Annotated in this window: 20 protein-coding genes; 12 read left to right on the top strand and 8 right to left on the bottom strand. The window is 48.9% G+C overall.

What is annotated here, in order from left to right; all coding sequences use genetic code 11:
- The 3 genes from ACXAH4_RS02885 to ACXAH4_RS02875 all read right to left on the bottom strand — a co-directional run.
- The coding region (locus tag ACXAH4_RS02885; protein ID WP_474880631.1) for an FMN-binding negative transcriptional regulator at positions 1–561 on the bottom strand (561 nt) is incomplete at its 3' end.
- On the bottom strand, positions 561–1,091 hold the full coding sequence (locus tag ACXAH4_RS02880) for a YgjV family protein (RefSeq protein ID WP_474848189.1): 531 nt from the start codon (positions 1,089–1,091) through the stop codon (positions 561–563). The genes ACXAH4_RS02880 and ACXAH4_RS02885, both read right to left, overlap by 1 nt.
- Before the next feature lie 189 nt (positions 1,092–1,280).
- Positions 1,281–2,285, bottom strand: a complete 1,005-nt coding sequence (locus tag ACXAH4_RS02875) for a DUF4382 domain-containing protein (RefSeq protein ID WP_474841448.1) — start codon at positions 2,283–2,285, stop codon at positions 1,281–1,283.
- A 616-nt stretch (positions 2,286–2,901) separates the two neighbouring features.
- On the opposite strand from ACXAH4_RS02875, the gene ACXAH4_RS02870 reads away from it, so the two are divergent.
- Positions 2,902–4,260, top strand: coding sequence for a CsgG/HfaB family protein (locus ACXAH4_RS02870; protein WP_303572021.1), 1,359 nt, complete (start codon positions 2,902–2,904; stop codon positions 4,258–4,260).
- A 168-nt stretch (positions 4,261–4,428) separates the two neighbouring features.
- On the opposite strand, the gene ACXAH4_RS02865 is transcribed toward ACXAH4_RS02870, so the two are convergent.
- Both ACXAH4_RS02865 and ACXAH4_RS02860 read right to left on the bottom strand, forming a co-directional pair.
- Positions 4,429–6,120 carry an NAD-dependent malic enzyme gene (locus tag ACXAH4_RS02865; RefSeq protein ID WP_474841452.1) on the bottom strand — a complete coding sequence of 564 codons (1,692 nt, stop codon included), beginning with the start codon at positions 6,118–6,120 and terminating at the stop codon, positions 4,429–4,431.
- A 50-nt stretch (positions 6,121–6,170) separates the two neighbouring features.
- Entirely contained in the window at positions 6,171–8,858 is a 2,688-nt protein-coding gene (locus tag ACXAH4_RS02860; protein WP_474880629.1) for a penicillin-binding protein 1A, read from the bottom strand.
- Positions 8,859–8,999: 141 nt separating this feature from the next.
- Here ACXAH4_RS02860 and pilM point away from each other — a divergent pair, with 141 nt between their 5' ends.
- From pilM to ACXAH4_RS02810, 10 genes are all read left to right on the top strand, one after another.
- Positions 9,000–10,067, top strand: a complete 1,068-nt coding sequence (gene pilM, locus ACXAH4_RS02855; RefSeq protein ID WP_119502735.1) for a type IV pilus assembly protein PilM — start codon at positions 9,000–9,002, stop codon at positions 10,065–10,067.
- Positions 10,055–10,642: a PilN domain-containing protein gene (locus ACXAH4_RS02850; RefSeq protein WP_119502736.1), complete on the top strand. Its 588-nt coding sequence runs from the start codon at positions 10,055–10,057 to the stop codon at positions 10,640–10,642. The genes pilM and ACXAH4_RS02850 overlap by 13 nt, the downstream gene beginning before the upstream one ends.
- Complete coding sequence (locus ACXAH4_RS02845) at positions 10,639–11,250, top strand: type IV pilus inner membrane component PilO (RefSeq protein WP_119502737.1); 612 nt, start codon at positions 10,639–10,641, stop codon at positions 11,248–11,250. The genes ACXAH4_RS02850 and ACXAH4_RS02845 overlap by 4 nt, the downstream gene beginning before the upstream one ends.
- Positions 11,247–11,798, top strand: a complete 552-nt coding sequence (locus ACXAH4_RS02840; RefSeq protein WP_474880628.1) for a pilus assembly protein PilP — start codon at positions 11,247–11,249, stop codon at positions 11,796–11,798. Before ACXAH4_RS02845 ends, ACXAH4_RS02840 begins: the two co-directional genes overlap by 4 nt.
- Positions 11,791–13,569: a type IV pilus secretin PilQ gene (locus ACXAH4_RS02835; protein WP_303572025.1), complete on the top strand. Its 1,779-nt coding sequence runs from the start codon at positions 11,791–11,793 to the stop codon at positions 13,567–13,569. Before ACXAH4_RS02840 ends, ACXAH4_RS02835 begins: the two co-directional genes overlap by 8 nt.
- Before the next feature lie 283 nt (positions 13,570–13,852).
- Positions 13,853–14,368: a shikimate kinase AroK gene (gene aroK / locus ACXAH4_RS02830; RefSeq protein ID WP_119502739.1), complete on the top strand. Its 516-nt coding sequence runs from the start codon at positions 13,853–13,855 to the stop codon at positions 14,366–14,368.
- A 29-nt stretch (positions 14,369–14,397) separates the two neighbouring features.
- Positions 14,398–15,465, top strand: a complete 1,068-nt coding sequence (gene aroB, locus ACXAH4_RS02825; protein ID WP_119502740.1) for a 3-dehydroquinate synthase — start codon at positions 14,398–14,400, stop codon at positions 15,463–15,465.
- Positions 15,466–15,542: 77 nt separating this feature from the next.
- A complete protein-coding gene (locus ACXAH4_RS02820; RefSeq protein ID WP_474880625.1) occupies positions 15,543–17,426 on the top strand; it encodes a hypothetical protein in 1,884 nt (627 codons plus the stop codon).
- Positions 17,427–17,431: 5 nt separating this feature from the next.
- Positions 17,432–17,878 (top strand): YaiI/YqxD family protein, encoded by a 447-nt coding sequence (locus ACXAH4_RS02815; RefSeq protein WP_474880657.1) that lies wholly within the window; start codon positions 17,432–17,434, stop codon positions 17,876–17,878.
- 238 nt (positions 17,879–18,116) lie between these two features.
- Positions 18,117–19,019, top strand: a complete 903-nt coding sequence (locus tag ACXAH4_RS02810; RefSeq protein WP_349589796.1) for a Dam family site-specific DNA-(adenine-N6)-methyltransferase — start codon at positions 18,117–18,119, stop codon at positions 19,017–19,019.
- Between the two features lie 3 nt (positions 19,020–19,022).
- Here ACXAH4_RS02810 and ACXAH4_RS02805 read toward each other — a convergent pair whose 3' ends face one another.
- The 3 genes from ACXAH4_RS02805 to ACXAH4_RS02795 form a co-directional block, all read right to left on the bottom strand.
- Positions 19,023–19,229, bottom strand: a complete 207-nt coding sequence (locus ACXAH4_RS02805) for a DUF2970 domain-containing protein (protein WP_119502744.1) — start codon at positions 19,227–19,229, stop codon at positions 19,023–19,025.
- Positions 19,229–19,552 carry a hypothetical protein gene (locus ACXAH4_RS02800; protein WP_232373410.1) on the bottom strand — a complete coding sequence of 108 codons (324 nt, stop codon included), beginning with the start codon at positions 19,550–19,552 and terminating at the stop codon, positions 19,229–19,231. Before ACXAH4_RS02800 ends, ACXAH4_RS02805 begins: the two co-directional genes overlap by 1 nt.
- A 208-nt stretch (positions 19,553–19,760) precedes the next feature.
- Positions 19,761–20,483 (bottom strand): TorF family putative porin, encoded by a 723-nt coding sequence (locus ACXAH4_RS02795; RefSeq protein WP_474841465.1) that lies wholly within the window; start codon positions 20,481–20,483, stop codon positions 19,761–19,763.
- A 403-nt stretch (positions 20,484–20,886) separates the two neighbouring features.
- On the opposite strand from ACXAH4_RS02795, the gene rpe reads away from it, so the two are divergent.
- Positions 20,887–21,564 carry a ribulose-phosphate 3-epimerase gene (rpe, locus tag ACXAH4_RS02790; RefSeq protein ID WP_474841467.1) on the top strand — a complete coding sequence of 226 codons (678 nt, stop codon included), beginning with the start codon at positions 20,887–20,889 and terminating at the stop codon, positions 21,562–21,564.
- The last annotated feature ends 20 nt before the right edge of the window (positions 21,565–21,584 follow it).

Below are 21,584 nucleotides of genomic sequence, written 5' to 3'. Positions count from 1 at the left end.
GGGGGGGGGGGGGGGGGGGGGGGGGGGGGGGGGGGGGGGGGGGGGGGGGGGGGGGGGGGGGGGGGGGGGGGGGGGGGGGGGGGGGGGGGGGGAGGAGGGGGGGGAAAGATGAATGCGAAATCCGGTGGTTGCACCGGATAACTTATTCACGTAGTCGTCAGACATTATACTTTTATCCCCGGTGAGTCCCGGATCGTAGGTTTCCACCAGTGCAATCATGGCCGCAAGGTTTGCCTCATCCTCAACAAGTTCAAGCGTCCCGTAAGCATGTACAGCAGCATAATTCCATGTGGGGACGTTTGGCTTACTGGCATACCAGCGGGGAGAAATATAGCTGTGAGGGCCGGAAAAAATCACCAGCACCCGCTGACCATCTGCATCCCGCCACTGAGGATTTGCCTTCGCCATATGACCCAGCAGTTGCCCTTCCTGTTCACGAACCACAAAAGGTAAATGTGTGGCGGTGAGATCAGGTGTAATCATCACACCGAAGCTGTGCGCTTTAATGAACGACCATGTTTGTCCGCCCGCAGGCATACGCATATTTTTAGGAATAAACATCAGGTTCCGGCCTCATGGATATCTTCATTAAGTTTTTTATGCAGCCAGAGCCGGCGGATGGTATTTAAATTCACCGCAATCAGGGTAAGTTCCAGCAACGTGGTGCCTATAGACCCCACCAGTATATTATTAGTCAGCCAGCACAATGCACCAATTATGAAGCCAATGCGCATAGAAATGCCGGTGAGACAAAAAACCGCATAGGTGCCTACGCAACTGCCGAGAATGGGGAACAAGTCTTTCCAACTGTCTGCCAGCCAGATCCCCCACCCCATCGTAAAAGCAATGAACCAGAAAGCCACCACCGGCGAACTGGTTTTCAGCGATAACCCGGTTCGCAAAACGGCCAGCAGCGCGCTTACGGCTGCCGTAATGGCATTCAGAAGGAAAAAGTGGAAGGCATGATTAAGGTTCATCACCACCATCATCAGTTTCAGATGCCGGTCGTCTTTCTGGTAAAAGCACAGTATGCCAAGCACAAAGCTGAGCAGCCCTACTGCCTGGGCAAAGTCTATCTCAGGGAGAGTCATGTAAGATGAGGGTAAACGCGTTGATACCGTTAAAGTATCAACTAAGCAGCCACCACGCAATGATTGTCCAAAGTCGCCTGGCTGGCCGGTTCAAATGTAAACCTCTGGTGTGAAATCTCAGAGTAATCTGAGATGCTTTCACACCAGATAAGAATAAAAGAGCGGACAGTCCATTGCCCGCAAACAGGCTCAATTGTCAAAGTTGGCTATTGTTACTTCGTTAGCAGCAACCGTGACTTCTTTGACAGTTAAAAAAGAAAATTCGTTATCATCGTCGGTTTCAGGCTCGTCCAGATGACCCAGACAGGTCAGTGCCAGCGTGTAATCGCCGGCTTCCAGATAGCCCAGCCCGTAAGATGATTGATCGAAACTGGTCTCGGTATTAACCGTTGCTATCGCGACCGGGCGGAACTCAGTATCTGTGGCACTGGTGTCTGCGTCATCCCCTAAGGAGGCCACATCCAGGCCCGTGCCTTCAAATACGTAAACAGCATTACCGTAAGTAAAGTCAGACTTCACAGAACAAGCAGCCTGAGTCAGCAATGACTCCCCGACACGGCCTTCAATGCCGCCGGCTTCGCTGTTATCGACCAGGCGTATTCCCCGGGGTTTCAGGAACACCTCATCCTGACCTTGCGGATCCACCAGGCTTTTACGTAAATCAAATTCGACGGTAAATGTCTGCTCCTCTCCGGCCAGCGCAGTAAAACCGTCTAACTTCACTTCACCGGAAGGTACGGACAAAGGCCAGGTGCCATCATCCATGACCACGTAAGACGCTTCAGACACAGGAATTCGAATTTGCGTGTATTCACCGGCGGGCAAATCAAAATCTTCTATCAACGATGCAAATGCATTTCCCTGAAGGGTAAGCAAATCTATCTCGCGGGGATCGCCGTTACTGTCTGTGACATCGATGGTGATTGCATCACCATTCCCGCGTAACTCAACGGTGCTGAAAAATACGACCACTTCACTGGCGTTATCCACCGGCGCATCTGAGATATTCAATGTGAAATTAGAGAAAAACGTTTCTGTATCTTCGACCTGAGTCACTTCACTACCACTGCCACCACCACAGGCAGTCAGTAGCGAAACAGAAGAAATAATAAGAGCCGCGGGGCCTGCCTGCTTCAGAGCACGACTAATTTTCTTTGTATAGCGCTTCATTACTGCACCAGCTCCTGTTTTCATTATTATTCTCCGTTTTCTCTGCATTGCTGTTTCAATATCACTTAAATTCTATATAGGCGTTAACCAGAATTTGTTCCTGTGCCATGGTCATATCAAGCAGTGTGCCAAAGAAAAAAAGAGCATATAAAACAAAAAATTAACTAACAACACAGTGGGTGACTTAGTCATTTTTGAAGTGAAAACGTAGCGATGTACCGACACTTTCCGGCCCGTGCAGGAGGTTTTTTAGTTTACGTATGTGTTCGTTTACTTTTTAGCCGCAGAGCGTACAGTTTTTCTTCAACCTGTATGCAAAGCCGTTCACACCGAACGAAAGATCAATAAGTTAAGGGTACATGCAAGAAGATAAATTCCTGTTCCTCGTGTAAGGTATTGTTGCTTATCCCATACTATGATCATTTTTTGATCAATTATCTTGTCCCATCTGGCCTGCAGTGCTATTTTGAATTTGTTGAGTCGTCAAAAGGGAATTGCGACCATCCCGAAGCTTATGGATAAGTTCGCGCAGTCAACTCCGCCATCTTTTGTTCAACACCGGAATCGGGTGTTGTTTCTAATATCGTCATAAATCCAGCCTGATCCGGTTTACTTATTACACCTATCAGAGGAATTGATTGTGAAAAGGAATAATCCAGGCTCAGGTTGTGCATCCCAGGTACAATCCCTCGCCAAACCCGTTATAACCGTTATCAGCGCTTTGTTTTTTGCGACCGCCTGTATGTCTACCAGTCCTAAAATGGGCGGTAGTGATTCTGGCGCTGTAAGTGGTGGAGCCGGCGGGGCATCTGCAGCTAACAATAATACTCAGTTGGAAAACTGCGACGAAACCCTCGGTACACTCAGTGTGTTTGAAGACACTTCTTTACCCTGGTGGTCCGAATACCGCAGGACCTACCCTAAATTAGGCAGCACGATTCCAGTGATCCGCCTGATGATTCAGCAATCCAACTGCTTTGTAATTGTCGAGCGGGGCCGTGCTATGAATGCCATGAATACTGAACGGCAGTTGATGCAGTCCGGACAGTTGCGATCAGGCTCAAACATTGGTGGCGGTCAGATGGTTGCCGCAGACTATACTCTCAGCCCTTCCGTGTTGTTTGCAGAAAAAACACAGGGCGGTAAAGCCATAGGCGGTGCATTATTTGGCGCGCTGGGTTCCATCGTGGGCGGCGGCTTCAGTAAAAACGAAGCGGCAACCTCGTTACTGCTCATTGATAACCGCTCAGGTGTTCAGGTTTCATCATCCACAGGCAGCGCAGCGAATCATGACTTCAGTCTGTTTGGGGGCATGTTTGCCGGTGCGGCAGCCGGTGGCGCCGGTGGCTTCTCGAAAACACCGGAAGGTAAAATGCTGGTAACTGCGTTTGCCGATTCTTACAACCAGATGGTAATGGCCCTGCGCACGTATAAGGCTCAGGAAGTAAAAGGTGGCCTGGGTAAAGGCGGATTGTTAACGGTAGGCGGCGCAGATGACGCCATGCCCGAAGCGACGGATGCCGGTCCTATCGTTACCACAGCCACAACCACCACTGCCGTTTATGTAGACCCTACACCTACACGGGTGACCGTATCTGAACGTGAGTCGTACAACTTTGCTGTTGATGAGTATGATGAGCAGGCTTTCAACAAATATTACGACTGGTTAAAAACCTATGGTCCGATGATGACTACTTTCGTGTCCATAGATCCTGACAAAACAGATTCAAGCATATTTGGAGGTATGACTATTGCTTCAGTTGCGTCAATGTTGCTAACACAACTGGATTCACAACGCATCGAGTTGGAAGCCTGGCCATATCAGGCAAGGGCTCAGGCCTGGAGTAAAATGGGTAAACGCATTGAACAACATACAGAGCTATTTGAACGTAACCGGATGCTGGCCCTTAAAAATGAAAAATTAGATCCGGATGTCCGCAGTATCATCGAAAGCATTCAGGTAGTAACCAAAGAATCGCTCTTCCCTGAAGGGATTTAAGCGAAAGGATAACCGAAGGAACTCATCTCCAAGGGGTTGCATCTTTAAAAACGAAAAGACCGTACAACTTGCGTTGCACGGTCTTTTTTTATTCGCAGTCAATGCGGCCGGCGCTGAATAATACCGGTATGTTTTATACCGGTATTAGCGGCTCCGGCTTTACTGTGCTTAAATACTTACCCGCTTATACGGGCGGTATTCAGCCTGCCAGAAGTTTTTCTCAATACTCGCTTTCAGGGCCTCGTCCGTCATTTCCAGCGCCAGATCCTGCTCCATAGCCACTTTCGCCACGGCAAAGGCGATGTCTTTGCTCAGAGTTGCAATTTCAGTAAGTGGCGGCAGTAAGCAGCCTTCACCGGTATTAGCCATAGGTGATGCCGACGCCAGCGCATTACTGGCTGCCATCAACATTTCATCACTGATGAGCTTTGCCTTACCCGCAATAACACCCAGGCCAATCCCCGGGAAGATATAACTGTTGTTACACTGGGCAACAGGATACACCTTACCGTTGTACTCAACAGGTTTGAACGGGCTGCCGGTAGCAATGATGACCTCGCCGTCTGTCCACTCAATAACTTGCTCAGGCCGGGCTTCAACCTGTCGTGACGGATTACTCAACGGGAAGATAATGGGCAGTTCGCAATGACTCTTCATTGCGCGGATAACCTGCTCAGTGAACAGACCCGGCTGACCGGACACACCTATCAGCACATCAGGCTGAGCACAATGCATCACATCCAGCAACGACGGGAATTTACCGGAGAACGTCCAGCCTGCAATGTCTTCCTGACTGTGCTGCAGCTTCGCCTGGAAGTCACGTAAGCCTTCCATACCTTCGGTCAGCAAGCCAAAACGGTCAATCATAAAGACCTGCTTGCGCGCCTGCGCATCAGTCAGTCCTTCCGACACCATTTGCTGGATCAGCATTTCTGCAATACCGCAACCTGCTGAGCCGGCACCGACAAAGACCACTTTCATCTCAGACAATTTGCGCTGAGTGGTCCGGCAGGCTGCCAGAATGGTACCCAGAGTCACCGCTGCGGTGCCCTGAATGTCATCATTGAAACAGCAGATTTCGTTGCGGTAGCGTTGCAATAAAGGCATCGCATTTGGCTGAGCAAAATCTTCGAACTGAATCATTACTTCCGGCCAGCGGCGTTTAACCGCTTTAATGAACATGTCGACAAATTCGTCATATTCTTCCTGACCGATACGCGGATGGCGCGCGCCCATGTACATCGGGTCGTTTAACAGTTTTTCGTTGTTGGTACCCACGTCCAGCATGACAGGTAACGTGTATGCCGGGCTGATACCACCACAAGCGGTATACAGCGACAGTTTACCGATTGGAATACCCATGCCGCCGATCCCCTGGTCACCGAGACCCAGGATCCGCTCACCGTCAGTCACAACAATCACTTTTACTTTACGTTTTGTTGCGTTCCTGACGATATCATCCAGTTGATGACGTTCTTCCCAGGAAACAAAAAGTCCGCGGGAACTGCGATAGATGTCAGAAAACTGCTCACAGGCATCACCTACTGTAGGGGTGTAGATGATGGGCATCATTTCTTCAATATGTGACTGGATAAGGCGATAGAACAGGGTTTCGTTATTATCCTGAATGGCCCGCAGATAGATGTGCTTATTCAGAGCATCATCAAAAGAACTGTATTGCATGAACGCACGTTCAACCTGTTCTTCGATTGACTCATACCTTGGCGGAAGTAATCCGGTCAGGTTGAAAGAGGCCCGTTCACGGGCCGTAAAAGCACTGCCCTTGTTCAACAAGGGCGTTTCTAACAGTGAGGGTCCAGCGTGGGGTATATATAAATATCGGTTTGACTCGTCTGACATTGTTTATCCGATTTATTGTTGGGAATGTAGCCCGGCCAAAACCTTCTCGCCTAAAAGATTTCCTCTGGCTCGGGCGCTGCGTTTTCGTCACCTTGTGCAGGATCGACGATTTCATCGTCAAGCACGAACACCTTCGGTTCGGTGCCTTGCGCAAAGTATTCAAATAGTGTCGTATGGTCTGTTCGTCTGGTCAACTTTCCTGTGCCCCTGTCGATACGAACTCGTACCACTCCTTCCGGAATGGCCATCGGTTCTTCCGGCACACCATCGAGTATTTTCTGCATAAACCGGATCCAGGCAGGTTGCGCCGCTTTCGCGCCATCTTCACCACCAATCATGGCATTACCCAGCCAGTTAAACTTCTCAGGATTACGGTTGATCAGATTCTGATTACGGGTAGAGCGGCCAAGATTACGGTTCATATCGTCAAATCCTACCCAGGCTGTTGCGATAATGTCCCGATGAAATCCGCTGAACCACGTATCCCGCGCATCATTGGTTGTACCTGTTTTGCCCGACAGGTCATCCCGCTGCAGAATATTTCTCGCCCGCCAGCCAGTGCCCATCCAGTAGGTTTTCTTGCTCCAGCTGCCATTGGCACGTACACCGGTTCGCATCATATCAGCTACCAGGAAGGCATTTTGTGCACTGATCACTCTTGGTGCTGAGCGCTTTTCTGCTGAATCGTCAGTTGTGACCGGCAAGCCTTTGCCCAGACCGCCCTCAGCATTCAGCTGGGCTTCCAGCATAGCCTCTACATTGTCTTCACTGTAGTCCTGAGCAGCCGCGCCCGCTATTTGCTCACCGCTTTCAGAGCACGGGTTGCACGCCCACGCCGGAGAAGCTTGCCACAATTGCTCTCCCTGCTCATTGAGCACACGGTCTATAAAGTATGGAGTAATCAGGTAACCGCCGTTGGCGATAACAGACATGGCCCTTACGACTTCCAGCGGCGTGTGCGCGCCGGAACCCAGTGACACGGTTTCATCGTTAGGCACTTCGTCTTTATCGAAGCCAAATTTTGCCAGATGCTCTCTGGCTTTTTGTAATCCCACACCCCGTAGCAAACGCACTGAGACCACGTTCTTCGATTTACCCAGTGCCACACGCATACGGATTGGTCCGTCGTATTCCGGAGGTGAGTTCTGCGGACGCCAGGCCACGCCGGTGGTGGCATCCCACTGATTAATCGGCGCATCATTAATGACGGATGCCAGGGTATAGCCATTTTCCAGCGCAGCGGAATAGATAAAGGGTTTAATATTTGAACCTACCTGACGCTTGGCCTGGGTAGCACGGTTAAACTGGCTCTGATAGAAGCTGTAGCCGCCAACCACAGCCTCAGCCGCACCGTTATGAGGATTGAGAGCAATGAGAGCACCGCTGACCGCCGGAATTTGTGCCAGCCGCCACTGCTCGTCCTGCATGCGGATATAAATCACAGCACCGGGAGAAACAATATCCGATGCGGTTTCAGGTTCATCTCCCTGACGGGAATCGGTAATGTAAGGACGGGCCCAATCGAGACCTTCCCAGTTAATCACACGCTCCATGCCATTCAGGTCAGTCACTGTTATCGACGGCTCTTCTTCCGGCGTGGCAGGATCAAAGACCTGCGTGACCACCGCAGGCACCAGCGGGTGGAAATGCGGCACCGCATCCAGCGCAGTTCGCACTTCATCCGGCGTCCATTGTTTGTTTTGATCGGTCAGGGCCAGAGGATTTTCTTCCGGCTCATCATCCTCATCTTTCGCAGGCTTGTTCCACAACCAGGTCACCGGGCCTCTGTAACCATGACGTTCATCATAGTCGTGTAAGTTACGTACAACTGCATCCTGTGCCGCTTGCTGAATATCAGACGGCGCAGTGGCATATACCTGATATCCCCCGGTTTCAGCCTCTTCCTTCCCGTAGATTTCAACCATCTCGTTGTAGATCAGATCAGCAAGGTACGGGGCGTCGAGATCTATTTCAGCGCCGTGTTTACGTGCTGTTACCGGCGCACCGGCGGCTACATTAAACTCAGCCTTCGTGATAAAGCCCTCATCCAGCATACGTAATAACACAATACGCCGGCGCTCAACCGAACGTTCCGGCCGGCTTACAGGATTCAGCACCGATGGCGCCTGCGGTAAACCGGCAATCGTAGCGAGTTGGGCAAGGTTCAGTTCTTTTAAATTCTTCCCGTAATACACCTGGGCAGCGGCACCGAAGCCAAATGCACGGTGACCAAGTTCAACTTTGTTCAGGTATAGCTCGAGGATTTCCTGCTTACTCAGCACCTGCTCCATGTGAATCGCAATGAAAATTTCTTTGATCTTACGGATGAAGGTTTTATCGCGGGTCAGGAAGAATCCGCGGGCGAGCTGCATGGTGAGCGTACTGGCGCCCTGCTGCTTTTCACCGGTGATAATTAAATTGAAAGCCGCCCGTGCCACACCGATAGGATCGATACCATAGTGTTCATAAAAACGGCTGTCTTCCGTAGCTATTACCGCCTGAATCAATTTTTCAGGTACGTCCTCAAGTTTTACCGGGATCCGCCGTTTAACTCCATATTGAGAAATTAATTTTCCATCATAGGTATAAATTCTCATGGGTGTTTGTAAGCGTACATCCTTCAGGACAGTAACACTTGGCAGGTCTGGTTTGATATAAAAATAAATACCGGCAAGTGCCGCTACGCCTAGCGTGCCGCCAATAATTGCAATCAGAAAAAGGGATTTTATGTACTTCACGAAGTTTTCATTACCAAGAGTGTTACGCCGGTTAGTGTCAGAAATTTATACCTATGTACCTGTATCATAACCATACAGTTTAAATATTTTGCGTTACATTCTACCTTAGAGTATTAATTCTGAAATTCCGGACGCCAGCAAATGAAATCGCTGTTTAAGAAAAAGCTGCCACCTATTGTGGGCCTTGACATAGGCACTCGTCAAATAAAAGCAGTGTTGATTGAACGCAATGCCAAAGGCTTTGTGCTGCAGGCGTTCGCATGCGAGCCCATCTCGAAACGGGCGTTTTCCGAGCGTGAAATCAAAGATTTCGACGCCATCAGTATTACGCTGAAGAAAATTAAGAAAGTACTGAAAACGAAGGTTAAAGCGGTCAATATTGCCGTAGCGGGCTCGTCTGTGATCAGTAAAGTGGTACACATGGACCCGGAACAGTCTGATTTCGAACTGGAAGGTCAGATTGAAATCGAAGCAGACAGCCTGATCCCCTATCCACTCGAGGAAGTGTATCTGGACTTCGAAGTACTCGGCCCCAGTAAAACCTACCCCGGCAAAGACAATGTGCTCCTTTCTGCTGCCCACAAAGACCTGGTCGACAGCCGTATTACTCTGGTAAGAGAAGTTCCCTTCGAGCCTAAAGTGGTTGATATGGAAGGTTATGCGCTGGGTAATGCACTGTTTTACTTCCATCCTCTGGAAAATGAGGACGAGAAGATTTGCTGTATCAACCTGGGAGCTTCACTGCTGCAAATCTGTGTATGGCAGAACGGTGAAGTGATTTACACCAAAGAACATGCTTTTGGCATGAATATGCTGATTCAGGATCTCGCGGCCATCAATATGATGGAGCCCGACGAGGTAGAAAAACAAATTCTGCTGGGCACACTGCCGGGTAACTGGCAACAGGATACCCTGCCCATTTTTGCTGCCAATCTGCAGCAACAGATCCAGCGGGCCATTCAGATGTACGTGTCTACATTACACGGTGATCGCCCGGAGAAAATTGTCTTCGCCGGCGGCGGTGCCACCATACCGGAACTTGTCGAGTCATTGAGACAGGACCTGGGTATGGAAATAGAAGTATTTAATCCTTTTGAAGGTATGACCGTTAATCCCAAACTCGATCAGGAAAAACTGGCGGCGCTGGCCCCCCAGCTTGCCCTTGCCGCGGGTCTGGCCAGCCGGAGCTTTAGCGAATGGCACATGTAAACCTGCTTCCGTGGCGGGAAAAGCAACGCCAGCAACAAAAACAACAGTATCTGATCCTTATTCTTGGCATCGCCATTTTTGTCGGTGCAATTTTCTGGGCTGTGGGTCAGGTCATTGATGCACAAATCCGTAATCAGAATTCCCGCAATAATTACCTCAAACAAGAAATTGCTGTTCTGAATAAGCAAATCGCGGAAATCCAGAAAATTAAAGAAGCGAAGAAAGCGATTGAACAGCGCATGGCACTGATTGAACAGCTTCAGGTCAGCCGGAACGTTGCTCCCTCGGTGTTTGATGAGCTGGCCAGAATCCTGCCAGCCGGTGTGTCTTTTACGTCCATGAGAAGACTGGGGAACAGTATTGAAATACAGGGGCTGAGTGACTCCAATAACCGCCTGTCAGATTTTATGCGCCGGCTTGATAACTCTCCGGTATTTTCGGGCGGAGAATTGTCATCTATTAAAGCAGACACATCGGCCAGTGACGCAGTAAGCGACTTCACACTTAAATTTAATATCAGCCCGGAAGTTGCACCACGCATTGAACAACCTTCTGCGGGAGGTAATAAAAAATGAGTTTTGATTTTAGTAAGCTGAAAGAACTCAACGAACTGGACTTCGAACAAGTCGCCATCTGGTCGAAAGAAGTAAAACTGGTGGTTATGCTGTTCGTGATTATCGTGGTTGGTGCATTGAGCTACTGGTTCATTGTAAAACCTAAGCTCCCGGTGCTTGAACAGGCAGAAATTGAAGAACAGGAACTGAAAATGCAGTTCCAGGCCAAATACCGTATCGCGGTGAACCTCAATGCTTACATGGAACAGTTAAAGCAAATTGAGGCCGATTTCTCTACCATGCTACGTTCACTGCCCACCAGTAACGAAACGCCGGGACTACTGGATGACATTACCTACGTAGGTACCACGTCAGGTCTTACCTTTAAGCTACTGAACTGGCAGCAGGAAGTGCCGAAAGAATTCTATACTGAATTACCTATCGAAATTGAGGTATCAGGCGGCTATCACAACTTTGGTGAATTTGTGTCTGAAATAGCCGATTTACCAAGGATCGTTACTCTGCACGATTTTGAGATTGTGCACGAAGCGGACCGTCTGAATCTGCAGATGCAAGCGAAAACCTACCGTACTTCCATGAATTCTCAACAGGGAGCAAAACAGCCATGATGTTAAAATCGTCACGTTTTGTTCTGCTTGCAGCACTGGTTTCTGTACTTTCTGCCTGTGGCGCACGGGTGGACGACCTGGTGTCGTATATCCAGCAGGTAAAAGCTACAACGCAGGTACAGGTTGACCCGTACCCTGAGTTCAAATCCCAACCTGCTTTTGAATATGAAGCCTCTTCTTTCAGAAGCCCTTTCGCCCGTCCGGTGGATCGAACCTCTCCGGTGGTCGTCGCCACAAACAACAATTGTTTACAGCCTGATTTTGACCGCAGAAAAGAAGAACTTGAGAAGTATGGTCTTGATTCTCTGACGTTATCTGGCACATTTAGCACGCAGGGTGTACGCTGGGTATTGTTCAAGACCAACGAGGGCAGCCTGTTAAAAGCCCGTGAAGGAAGTCATGTCGGTTTGTTTTACGGAAAAATTAAGTTAATTGGCACCGAATCCATTATTATTGAACAATTGCTACCCGACGGAGCGGGATGCTGGCAACGGGAACAAACCACGCTGTCGATGAATGCAGCGGCAGGAGATAATAACAATGTCTGAGCGATACCTTTTCAATAAAAAGCTGCACAACCGGAGCCGCAGATGGCTTTGGGTGGGTGGCTCTGTGGCTGCGCTGGTGATTTTTAATGTCCTGGCTGCGCCGGCTATTGCCCAGGAACAGGAAACCGTACTGCTGGATCCTTATGCTGAAGTCGATAAGATCTTCAACTCAACCCTGACCAATATCGATTTTTCCCGTGAAGCCGACAATATGGCTGTCACCGTTATCGAATTTGATAACGACAACTTTTCGCCGCAACTCATTGAGGCACAGGGAAAACTCACCATCACTCTGCCTAAAACCGAACTCGGAGATGACCAGCTTGTTGAACTCGATGTGGTTCAATTCGGCACAGAGGTGCAGTCTATTGAGACTTTCCAGGACGAAGAAAGTGCCAGCCTTGTAATCAATTACAAAGGCACCGTGCTGGCCCGCCACCGCAAGCAGGGCAATACTCTGCGTATTGAACTGCAGCCGATGAGTAAAGAAGAACTGGCTGAACTTGATAAAGATCCGGAATACTCAGGGAAACCTATTTCACTGGACTTCCAGGACGTACCGGTTCGTCAGGTGCTGCAAATCATTGCTCAAACCAATGGCTTCAACCTGGTAACCACAGACACGGTTACCGGCAACGTAACTATTCGCCTTGAAGGGGTGCCCTGGGATCAGGCACTGGCGATGATTCTTAAAATCAAAGGGCTGGATAAGCGCATGGAAGGCAATATTCTGCTGGTTGCTCCTGCAGAAGAGTTGACCGCGCGGGAAACTGCCCAGTTACAATCGAAAAAGCAGGTGTCAGATCTGGCACCGCTGACTACATCGAATATCACGGTGAATTACGCAAAGGCGGATGCCATTGCGCAAATTTTAAAATCGCAGGATGGCGGCATTTTATCAGACCGTGGTTCAGTCACAGTTGATGAACGTACCAACACGCTGTTGCTGAAAGATACTCAGGAGTCTATCGATGAAGCCCGCGCTGTTATTAATGCGCTGGATATTCCGGTCAAGCAGGTACTCATCGAATCCCGTATGGTCACGGTGCGTGACAATGTTGATGAAGAACTCGGCGTACGCTGGGGTATCACAGATACCCAAAGCAACGGTGCGATTTCAGGTTCACTGGAAGGTGCTGATTCTGCGTCCTCTGGCAGCGTACCGGACATTTCTGACCGGCTGAATGTGAACCTGCCGGTAACCACCACAGGTGTCGCCCGCATTGGTTTTCAGATTGCCGATTTAATAGACGGTAACATCCTGGATTTGGAGCTGTCAGCACTGGAGTCGGAGAATAAAGGTGAAATCATTGCCAGTCCCCGTATTACAGTCGCCAACCAGCATGAAGCTTATATTGAGCAGGGTACAGAAATTCCTTATGTACAGGCGACGTCCAGCGGCGCTACGTCAGTAGAGTTTAAGAAAGCGGTACTGAGCCTGAAAGTGACACCACACATTACCCCTGATAACCGGATCATTCTTGATTTGGTAGTTACTCAGGATACCCGTGGTGAAACGGTTGATACATCTACCGGCCCGGCGGTTGCCATTGATACGCAGGAAATCCAGACACAAGTGCTGGTAGATAATGGCGAAACTGTGGTGCTGGGTGGTATTTTCCAGCAAACCAGTACCTCAGATGTATCCAAAGTGCCGTTATTCGGCGATTTACCGGTAGTTGGAAATTTATTTAAAAGAAACGCCTCTGTGTATCAGAAACGGGAGCTGCTCATTTTCGTCACACCGAAGATCGTAGCAGAATCTTTGTAAGACTTTTCACAACGTAACGTCAAAATAACCCCGAACGGCAGACCAGTTAACCGGTCTGTCGTTGTTATTTATAGCGCTAACGTGCTGATTTCAAAGTCTATCGATTAAAAGTACAACAAAACTTGCATCGCTGCCCGTGAAACTGAGATAATCCCGCTCTCGAAAATAAAGCGAGGTTTTAAGCGTTGTGCCTGTTGTTGAAGTGAACGGGCGCAAGTGAATGGGTAGTCCCGAAGGCAAGACCACTACCCCTAACAGAATAAAAGTTGTGATATAAGCAAATATGGCTGAAAAACGTAATATCTTTTTAATTGGCCCCATGGGTGCTGGCAAAAGCACCATCGGCAGACACCTTGCAGACGAACTTCACCTAGATTTTTTTGATTCCGACCAGGAAATTGAGCGCCGTACCGGTGCTGATATTACATGGATTTTTGACCTGGAAGGTGAAGAAGGTTTCCGCAAGCGCGAAGAAAACGTCATAAACGATCTTACGGACAAGCAAGGTATCGTGTTGGCGACAGGTGGCGGTTCAGTAACAAACAAAGCTGTTCGTAACCGTTTATCTGCCCGGGGTATCGTTGTATACCTGCAAACTACTATCGACAAGCAAGTCGCCCGTACTCAACGTGACAAGCGTCGTCCTCTGCTGCAAAAAGGTGAACCGGAGCAAATCCTGCGTAACCTTGCTGAGGAACGTAACCCGCTTTACGAAGAAGTGGCGGATTACATTGTTGATACTGATGATCAGTCTGCCCGTGCGGTAGCTAACCAAATCATCAGCAAAATCGGATTATAAGTAACATTCAGGAATAGGGGCGCTGCGTGATGTCGATGTTAACTGTAGAACTCGGAGATCGTAGCTACCCGATTCACATAGAAGCGGGCTTACTCTCAAAGCCTGCTGTTCTCTCTCCTTATATCAAAGGCCCGCTGGCTGTCATTATTACTAATGATGTAGTGGCACCGCTTTATCTTGAAAAAGCAAAAGCAGCCTGTGGCGATGTGCATATTGAAACCATCATTATCCCCGATGGTGAGCAACATAAATCTCTGGAACAATTCGGCGTTATTATGACACGTCTGCTGGAGATGAATGCTGCCAGAGATACCACCCTTATTGCGTTGGGCGGTGGGGTAATCGGTGATTTATGCGGATTTGCTGCCGCGTCTTACCAGCGTGGCGTTCCGTTTATACAGGTTCCCACCACCCTGCTCTCTCAGGTTGATTCATCCGTTGGCGGTAAAACCGCGGTTAATCATCCACTTGGGAAAAACATGATTGGCGCGTTCTACCAGCCGGTTTTTGTCGCCATCGATACTGATACCCAATCTACCCTTCCGGCCAGAGAATTTGCGGCCGGCATGGCTGAAGTCATTAAGTACGGCATAATTTATGACAAAAATTTCTTCAAGTGGTTGGAAGATCATGCCGATAAGCTTAAAACACTGGAAACTAAAACACTGGCAGACGCCATCTACCGTTGCTGTGAGATAAAAGCAGACGTGGTAGCCAAGGATGAGCGGGAAGGCGGATTACGTGCCATACTTAACCTCGGTCACACATTTGGTCATGCTATCGAAGCAGAACAGGGATATGGAAATTGGTTGCACGGTGAAGCCGTAGCAGCTGGTACAGTAATTGCGTGTCAAGCTGCAGAAGCACTGAATTGGATGGATGCGTCAGAAAGTCGTCGGGTTATTGCCCTGATGGCAGCCTTCGACCTTCCGGTAGCGGGTCCCGACAGCATGAACAAAGATGCCTACATGAAGCATATGCGCCGGGATAAAAAAGTCGAAGCGGGTAATATCCGTTTTGTTATTCCGCAAGGTATCGGACATGCGGTTGTGACTAAAGACGTCAGCGACGAAATTTTAACGCAACTTCTTCGCTGACCGGCAACCTGCGCATCAGTATCGCCAGACATTCAATGGTAAGTGCGTAACACCAGTAATCAGCTGAGGGTAATCAGGTGCAATCTGAATTGCATGAAAGACTGGAATATCTGGTCAACTATTCTTCACAACTAATTTTTGTAAGCGGGGATTCCGCTGCTCAGCAAAAAAAGACGCTGGAATCTTTTGTGTTCCAGCAACACGACGAGACAGAAATCGCCTATGTGACAGCCGATCCTACTATGGAGCTGTCAGATTATCGTCGTCAACTTTGCAGACAATTACTGGGTACACTGGTTGGCAGCTATATACGGCCGCTGAATGAGTTGCTTGCAGGGCTTAACGAGCATGTTGGTCCCATTCTCATAACCATTACCCAGGCGGAGCATGTACCGGACGAACTGCTTCAGGAGCTGTGGGATCTGGTACTGCAAAGCCGTTTTGCAGGCAATAAGCAACATTTGAATGTATTACTGTTCGGTGAGTCAACCTGGGCGGAGAGAGCCCGGAAATGGCTACCGGCAAAAAACACCGATACGCCTCTGCTTATAAGCAGTCAGTCAGTGGCGACTCAACAACCTGGCTCAGAGTTAGATACTATGATTGAGAACCGACGTAAGGCTTTTCACGAGCACCTGGCTAAACGCAATGGTCAGGAGGAACATCTGCAAACAAGAAGTACCAGTGTACTGGCTTCCCCTCTCTTCATTTCACTTGTCGCAGTGATGTTTGTTGCCGTTTTCGGTGGCCTGATTTACATGCAGTATGGCGATGATATCAAGGCCCTGTTTGGCCCTATTGATGACCAGTTCCCGCCAGTATCCTCCGTTGAACCGGGCTCAGCTTTTGATGAACTAAAAGATCCTGCACAAAAAGCCGTGCAGGAAGATAAACCCGTCGTCTCCTGGGACAAGGCTGTTGCCGCTATCGATGAAAAAGACCAGTATCAACCAACTGCTGAAGACAATGCCCAGCCGGAAGACTTACTCAGCTTTATCGAAGATGTGACGGCTGAGAAAGTGGAAGTACCGGTATCGCAGGATACCCCTGCAGAACCGGAGACTGATACTGGATCTGAAGCCTCATCATTCAGTACCGAAAACGATTTCTCCGATACAACCGCTGAAAACGCAACCGCAGACGAATTAATCGCATCTATTACTGATACCAGTGAAGAGATTGAAGAAGCGCCGGCACAAGTGCAGGAAGTGACACCAGTCAGAACAAGCATTCCCCGTGAGCCTATGGCATCAGCAGGTTTTGATGAATTCGTATCTGGGCGCAAGGTGCAGCCAGCTCAGCCAGAACCTCAAAGACGTTCTGAACCGGAGAAGCCGCTGATCACCGAAGCCAAAGTGGGTCGCAAACCTATGGTGCTGGAGAGCCGTCCTAAAGGACAAATCCGTGATATTCCGGAAGAACCGGCTCAGGTATCACCGCCCCCGGCTGACGAACCAGCCCGCATTGCTACCCGTACGCAAGTACCTGCAACTGAAACGGCACAGCCTGTCCGTGAGGTCGCCAGAGTGACACCTCCTGCCACACCTTCTGTAAGCCCCCGTGCGGCTGAGGTCACCGAATCCCGTACCAGTCCGGCGCCGTCTGTACCTGAAACACCGGCCAGAGCAGAACCGGTATTCAGTGGCAGTGGCAACTATGACAATGAACAACTGTTTAACAGTATTCAGGCAGATGATTACATCGTTCAGCTAGCCGGCCTGAAAGATGAGACCCTGATGAAAGAGTTCATCAAAGACAACAACATGGAAAGCTTCATCTGGATTTACCGCACTCAGCGTTACGGCGGTGACTGGTTTGTTATTTTATACAATGACAAATTCGACGCTTTTTCAGAAGCTAACAATGCTGTGGCCACCATCCCGCCCTTCCAGGGCCGTGAAAAAATCTTCATCAAGCGGGGCCGCAATGTTCTGGAAGAAATTGAAAAGGTAAGCCAATAATGGCTGTGAGCATCTGGGTAGACGCCGATGCCTGCCCGGTTGCCATTAAAGAAATCCTGTTCAAAGCCGGGCCGCGCACTAAAACCATGGTGACCTTCGTGGCAAACCATGGGATCAGGGTTCCGCCTTCCCCGTGGCTTACACGCCTGCAGGTGGAGAAAGGATTCGATATTGCCGATAACGAAATCGTACAGCGGGTTTCAGCGGCCGACCTGGTCGTTACTTCAGACATCCCCCTGGCAGACGAAGTCATCAGTAAACAGGCTTGTGTCGTCACACCAAGGGGTGAAGAACTTACCCGCGAGAATATCCGCTCACGGCTGAATATCCGTGATTTTATGGACACCATGCGGGCAAGTGGCGTGCAAACCTCCGGTCCTCCGCCATTGTCTCAGCGGGAAAGGCAGGCCTTTGCTAATGTGCTCGACCGTTTTTTAGCATCTGCCCGCTAACCTTCAACGTATTTGTCGTTATCACCTGCAACTTTGCTGCAAATCTGATCGTTCCCGCTTTAATTCGCCGTTAAATGCGCCGGTTATTCGATTGCAGGTTGTGGGGATCACCGATGACAGATACAATCGATTATGGCTTTGATAGTCACTGAATATCCGGCTGGCCCGGGACAAATAGCTAATAACATCCTATAACACGTTAAAAACGTGATGTGCGCGTGGGTAACATTCAAAAAGCATGATGCAGAAGAAGAACCGGGCCTTCCTGAAGTGGGCTGGCGGTAAGTACAGCCTGGTAGAAAACATCAATGCCAAACTTCCTTCGGGCAATCGGTTGATTGAGCCTTTTGTTGGTGCTGGCTCTGTATTTTTAAATACAGACTTCAAGCGTTATTTGCTTAACGACATAAACCCCGATCTAATTAATCTGTACAACTTTCTGAAAGCCCAACCGGATGCCGTTGTACATGATGCGTCCCGCTTTTTCTCAGACAAACATAACGTTGAAGCCACCTACTACGCGCTGCGGGAAGAGTTTAATCACACAGCAGATGAATATTACCGCGCTATCCTGTTTCTGTACCTGAACCGTCATGGCTACAATGGCCTTTGCCGCTACAGCCTCGCCGGCAAATTTAACGTTCCTTTCGGCCGTTACAAAAAGCCTTACTTCCCTGAAGAAGAAATGATGGTGTTTGCCGAGCGCTCCCAAAAGGCGGTGTTCACCTGCTTACCGTTTGAGAAGGTGTTCAGTCGTGCCAGACGGGGTAATGTGATTTACTGTGATCCGCCTTATGCTCCCCTGAGCAAAACAGCGGCTTTCACCAGTTATGCATCCAAAAGTTTTGGCCTTGATTCACAGCATAAGCTGGCAGAGCTGGCCATTCGTGCCTCAAAGAAACGGGGTATACCGGTATTGATATCCAATCATGATCTTCCGCTGACCAGGAAGCTGTATGCCGGTGCTGAAATTTCGGAATTGTCGGTAAAGCGCTCTATCAGTCAGAAGGGTGAAAACCGCAAACCTGCGGCTGAGTTGCTGGCATATTTTGCTCCGGCGACAGATTTACCGCCCCCTAAACCCCGCAAACGCAGAAAGAAGCCGGTAAAACCGGTGCTGAAGCACACAGGTTTAAAGTAATACTCAGTTAATGATGGCGTTTACCAGACTCGCCAGACCCAACACCAGTAATGCAACGAATATCACACCGGTTACAATGTATCCGGCCAGCTTACCCTGATTAAAATCCCGCTCGTAATTTTGCTGGCTCTGCACACCAAATGCACTGGCGAGTACGCTCAGAATCATGGCGAAAAAGCCGGGAGATTTAGGTTTACCGCTGATAAGCATTATTTGCCTGCGGGTTGGAAATCTCTGTCTGAATTGCCATAGAGCAGTTCTAACAGGTCGAAGAAATGAAACTGATAAGATGTGGACTTACCGGACGCCCATTCCAGCCAGCTGACTTCAGTCATCATCAGCGCTGAACACTCACGGGGCAAGGCTGCTGCCTGAGTTACCGTTTGCGCTTCATCCTGAAAGTCGCATACAGCTTTTGTCACGGTGGCCGGATCGCAAAATGCAGCAGACAGCATGACTGCTATCGCAACGAGAGCACCTGCTGGTTTTTTCACGCAAAAGCGTGATTTACGAAAGAAACTTATCTTTTCCATGATTGTCTTCGCCGGCTAAAAAGTAACCTTATTATAGCGACAATAAGAATTCTAACAAGCTGAAGTTAGTACAGGAAAAGTGGCATTTTTTTCATCTTCGGATAACAGCGGGAGGCGAAGTTACCTTATGGCTGTATTTAAAATAAAAAACCCGGAGACAGATGCTCCGGGCTTTTACTCTCAACGTTATAAAAGTGGTCTGTTGATCTTACAGTTCGAAATCTACACCGTAAGAAATAACATACTTGATTGAATCGTTATCCAGAGCGTCTCCCGGATATTCATCATCTAAATCTGTACCGGTAATGGCGAAAGTAAAACCGTCTTTCGCGATAGATACTGCCCAGTCTGCATAACCTTCAACACCGTTGAAAGCTTCTGCAAAGTCACCCTGGTGATAACCAACGTGCAGACCCAGCTCTGCACCGGAAGCTACCGGCATGCCGTAGTCCAGAGACACGTAAGAAGCCTGAGCAAAACCGAAGTCCTGGCCTTCGCCTTCATCAGCTTCAGTGTTAGCCAGTAAGTAAAGGGTTGCACTGAAACCGCCGTAACCTACAGTACCGTAGATTTCACCGAAATCGAATTCAGCTTCTGCATCGTAGTTGTAGTACAGGTAACCGACATCATAAGTGAAGTCACCAGACTCACCTGAGAAACCGAAGTACAGATCATGCTCGTATGAGTACACGTCATCTGACGCATACTGAACATTAGATACCCATGTACCGGCATAGAAACCGCTTTCGTCAGCGTAGTCGATACCACCCTGAACAGCAGGTTCGTTAGTAGTCTGAGTCAGGCCACGCCAGATGTAGTTGTTTGTGACACTTACGTTCGCACTCAATTCTGCAAAAGAAGGCGCAGAAGTCAGTAAAGCTGCAGATGATACGGCAACAGCCAGCAACGTTTTTTGAATGGAAGTTTTCATGTGTTCTCCGTTGGATTTTATTTATGTACGTATTGAACGATTTCTGTCTTATTGTTTTTATTCAGCTTTCTCGTATAAGGCAAAACTAATGCCCATCTGATTAAAATCATAAATTTATGAATAACCAACTGATTACAATGAATTTTTATTCACAAATTTTAAATCTATCATTAAATAAAACCGAACAGCACCATTATGGTTCGCACTAAATATGAACAACATCACCATTTTGGTGCAGTCATTCATCCTATTTCATGACATTTAGTGAGAAATGTCATTGCGACACTATAATTCGCACTTATTTGCGGTATCCGGCCCTGCTTATGCTGGCCGCAGACAAGACAAACGCGGCCTGCCGCGCTATCATCCGGTGCGTTCTTAAGAACATATAAGGTATGAAGCTATGAAAGAGTTTTTAATCGCCCCTTCTATATTGTCTGCTGATTTCGCCAGATTGGGGGAAGACGTGGAGGCAGTGCTGGCAGCAGGTGCTGATGTGGTTCACTTCGATGTGATGGACAACCACTATGTCCCCAACCTTTCATTTGGTCCGATGATTTGCGAAGCATTGCGGAAATATGGCATTACCGCTCCCATCGACGTGCATCTGATGGTGTCACCGGTGGACGACCTTATCGAACAATTTGCCAAAGCCGGCGCCAGCTATATCAGTTTTCATCCTGAGGCGAGTCAGCACGTCGACCGTTCGCTGCAATTGATCATTGATAACGGCTGCCAGCCCGGACTGGTTTTTAATCCGGCCACCCCGCTTCATTACCTTGACCATGTCATCGACAAACTGCACCACATATTGATCATGTCGGTGAACCCGGGTTTCGGAGGCCAGTCATTTATCCCTTCAACCCTTGATAAACTCCGTGCAGTTAAACAGCGGGTAGAAGAAAGTGGTAAAAATATCCGTATTGAAATTGACGGAGGGGTAAAAACCGATAACATTCGTGCCATCGCAGAAGCCGGCGCAGATATGTTCGTTGCCGGCTCGGCAATATTTAATGCCCCCGACTATAAAAATGTAATTGACGACATGCGACGGGAATTAGCCGCCGCAAACAATGTCTGAATTCAGCAGGTACAGGTAAT

It is taken from the genome of Alteromonas sp. ABV2_168 (genome assembly GCF_056161165.1).
The sequence above is the reverse complement of the archived record's forward strand: the minus strand, read 5'-3'. Positions and strand labels throughout refer to the sequence as shown.

Coding starts and splice junctions, on each gene's coding strand:
- ACXAH4_RS02880 (WP_474848189.1), bottom strand. CDS start 1,091: ATGACTCTCCCTGAGATAGACTTTGCCCAGGCAGTAGGGCTGCTCAGC.
- ACXAH4_RS02850 (WP_119502736.1), top strand. CDS start 10,055: ATGGCACATGTAAACCTGCTTCCGTGGCGGGAAAAGCAACGCCAGCAA.
- ACXAH4_RS02835 (WP_303572025.1), top strand. CDS start 11,791: ATGTCTGAGCGATACCTTTTCAATAAAAAGCTGCACAACCGGAGCCGC.
- ACXAH4_RS02800 (WP_232373410.1), bottom strand. CDS start 19,552: ATGGAAAAGATAAGTTTCTTTCGTAAATCACGCTTTTGCGTGAAAAAA.
- aroK (WP_119502739.1), top strand. CDS start 13,853: ATGGCTGAAAAACGTAATATCTTTTTAATTGGCCCCATGGGTGCTGGC.
- ACXAH4_RS02875 (WP_474841448.1), bottom strand. CDS start 2,285: ATGAAAACAGGAGCTGGTGCAGTAATGAAGCGCTATACAAAGAAAATT.
- ACXAH4_RS02810 (WP_349589796.1), top strand. CDS start 18,117: ATGATGCAGAAGAAGAACCGGGCCTTCCTGAAGTGGGCTGGCGGTAAG.
- ACXAH4_RS02795 (WP_474841465.1), bottom strand. CDS start 20,483: ATGAAAACTTCCATTCAAAAAACGTTGCTGGCTGTTGCCGTATCATCT.
- aroB (WP_119502740.1), top strand. CDS start 14,398: ATGTCGATGTTAACTGTAGAACTCGGAGATCGTAGCTACCCGATTCAC.
- pilM (WP_119502735.1), top strand. CDS start 9,000: ATGAAATCGCTGTTTAAGAAAAAGCTGCCACCTATTGTGGGCCTTGAC.
- ACXAH4_RS02840 (WP_474880628.1), top strand. CDS start 11,247: ATGATGTTAAAATCGTCACGTTTTGTTCTGCTTGCAGCACTGGTTTCT.
- ACXAH4_RS02805 (WP_119502744.1), bottom strand. CDS start 19,229: ATGCTTATCAGCGGTAAACCTAAATCTCCCGGCTTTTTCGCCATGATT.
- ACXAH4_RS02865 (WP_474841452.1), bottom strand. CDS start 6,120: ATGTCAGACGAGTCAAACCGATATTTATATATACCCCACGCTGGACCC.
- rpe (WP_474841467.1), top strand. CDS start 20,887: ATGAAAGAGTTTTTAATCGCCCCTTCTATATTGTCTGCTGATTTCGCC.
- ACXAH4_RS02845 (WP_119502737.1), top strand. CDS start 10,639: ATGAGTTTTGATTTTAGTAAGCTGAAAGAACTCAACGAACTGGACTTC.